This is a genomic window from Flavobacteriales bacterium (assembly GCA_013214975.1).
Taxonomy (GTDB): Bacteria; Bacteroidota; Bacteroidia; order DT-38; family DT-38; genus DT-38.
Map to the genome: position 1 here is coordinate 1 of JABSPR010000246.1, position 2,154 is coordinate 2,154.

The window sequence follows — 2,154 nt, forward strand, 5'->3', positions numbered from 1 at the left end:
CCCTCCAGTTTTTTAAACCCACAGTGGTATATACCAACGGTGTTTTAACATTTTCTTTAAGGGCTAACTTTTGTTGTTCAGGCAAATCACTTACCAAATGAGGAATCATCATGTTATAACATGCCAAGATCACCTTCTTTCCTTTTACTTGAAATAACTTTCCTTCTTTTATATAATTCACCAAAACCCGTTGCGATTTCTTCGCCTCGCCTTCGTGCTCCACTTTAACTACCGTACTATTTAATCGTATTCGTACGCTATTCGATTCGTTATCGAGTAAGTCGTATTTCATTCTTGCTAAAACAATGTCTTCCATATCATCGCCTTTCCCACTACCTGGAATTAACCTGCGCACGAGTAATCTTGCAACCGAAGCATTACCATCCGGAAAATGATGAATGTATTTATCTCCACCGGTAAAATACTTCTCTACTCTACGGGCTCCAATAATATCTTCCAACGCTTTTATAGAAAATCCGGGTGCGCCACCTTCCAACGCTTCCATAGCTGTTAGGCAATCTGTACCAATGTCGGTACCATCCGAAGTCAAGCTGCGCATCATCTTTAACACCAAAGGATGCGTTACCCCATAGTATTCTTTTAAAGCATCAAAGTAGGATGTTTTGCGTGCGTAACTCAATTTCTTCAGGGCCGATAAGTCATGGAACAATTCAATCTCATTGGAAAGTATTTTCGTGAGTTGCTCTTTGGCCTTATCATCTAATGGCATTTGCTGAACCGCTTCTACTGCTGAGATGGAAGGTGGAACAATTCCTTCCATCGTATACCCATATTTACATATTGGATACTTGACAATTTTATTCTCTCCAAAAGTTTTCTTATCGAAATAGGTAACTGTTTCTAATCCGTGTTTCTTGAAATGACCAGCGTCAAAAAAGTCATCAAACTTTTTGTAATCGACTTTCAAGTCCCTTAATAACTCTCTTGTATTCTCGCCATAGTTAGATGGATTTGCCATGGGCTGAGCGCCCCCATATCCGATAACCGTTTCTCCATTTATAGTGTGCTCATTCCTTTTTGCATGCCCCCCAAAGTCATCGTGGTTATCTAAGATTAAAATTTTTTTATCTGTTCCATGCTCTTTCTGATAATAGTATGCTGCTGCAAGACCGCTAATACCAGCACCTACAATTACAACATCATATTCTTCATTCTCTACTTCTGTATTTCCAAAATCAGACTCATTAGTCCATGCCTTTTTATGAGCCGATTCGTACGAACCCCGATGACTACCCCTTAAACCTGTTAAGGCAGGAGGATAATATTCTGGAGATAGGGTATCCAAAAAGTTTTTACTGAAAGCAGCCGAAGGAAGAACTGATGCTCCTGCAGCCATAAGAGTCCCATTAATAAAATCTCGTCTGGTAATTTTTGCCATTTTTATTTAGATAAGAATACGTTAACCGGTTCAAGTTACAACGAACGTTCTAATTACCCCAACTTTTAAAAATGCCCTAAGGGAACCATAATAAGTCTGGCACATCAGATTTTCATTCTTTTCTATAGACTCTGATAAAAAATGGTCCTTTCGATTGAACTCAACCGAAAGGACCATTTACAATTAATTGTAGAGCGACTATTTACTCAAGCTTAACAACTCGCACAAATACTGGGTCGCCAGAATGTGTGATCTTAACTATCGAAACACCAGGAAGAACTTCATCGTCCAGTACAATTACCTCTTCGGTGGTGTGGCTGTCGGACAAGTAAGACAATCTTCCATCTGCACTATAGATCACAACACCAATTGACTCAATAGAACCATTCTTTGTTACCCGCATATCGGTTTGTCCGCTAAACGGGTTTGGTGCAAACGTAACAGTTAACTCTCCTGCAACGAATGCCTGTTCGGCAGCAATAGCATTATCCATCTCAGCCATTTCCTTATCGCTAACATCCGATAAATCAAAAGCATTTGTCAAAGATTTTGCTTCGGCATCGTTGGAAGGTGAGCACAAGCAGATATCGGAAATAACGTCAACAGATCCAGTATTACTACAACCAAAATCGTCAGACACAGTAACGGTATAAGTTGCACTTACATCGCCAGGTACTTCTATGTCGCCTAATACACGGTTTTTTCTACCTCCACCTCTACGAATAACTCCACCTATATTCTCATAACTCCATAAG

General features: G+C 39.8%; 2 protein-coding genes. Both read right to left on the reverse strand.

Annotated features, from left to right (window positions below; genetic code table 11):
• Positions 1-1,399: FAD-dependent oxidoreductase (locus HRT72_08070; protein NQY67664.1), on the reverse strand; the 1,399-nt coding region annotated here is incomplete at its 3' end.
• Positions 1,400-1,601: 202 nt separating this feature from the next.
• On the reverse strand, positions 1,602-2,154 hold a 553-nt coding region (locus HRT72_08075), incomplete at its 5' end, for a T9SS type A sorting domain-containing protein (protein ID NQY67665.1).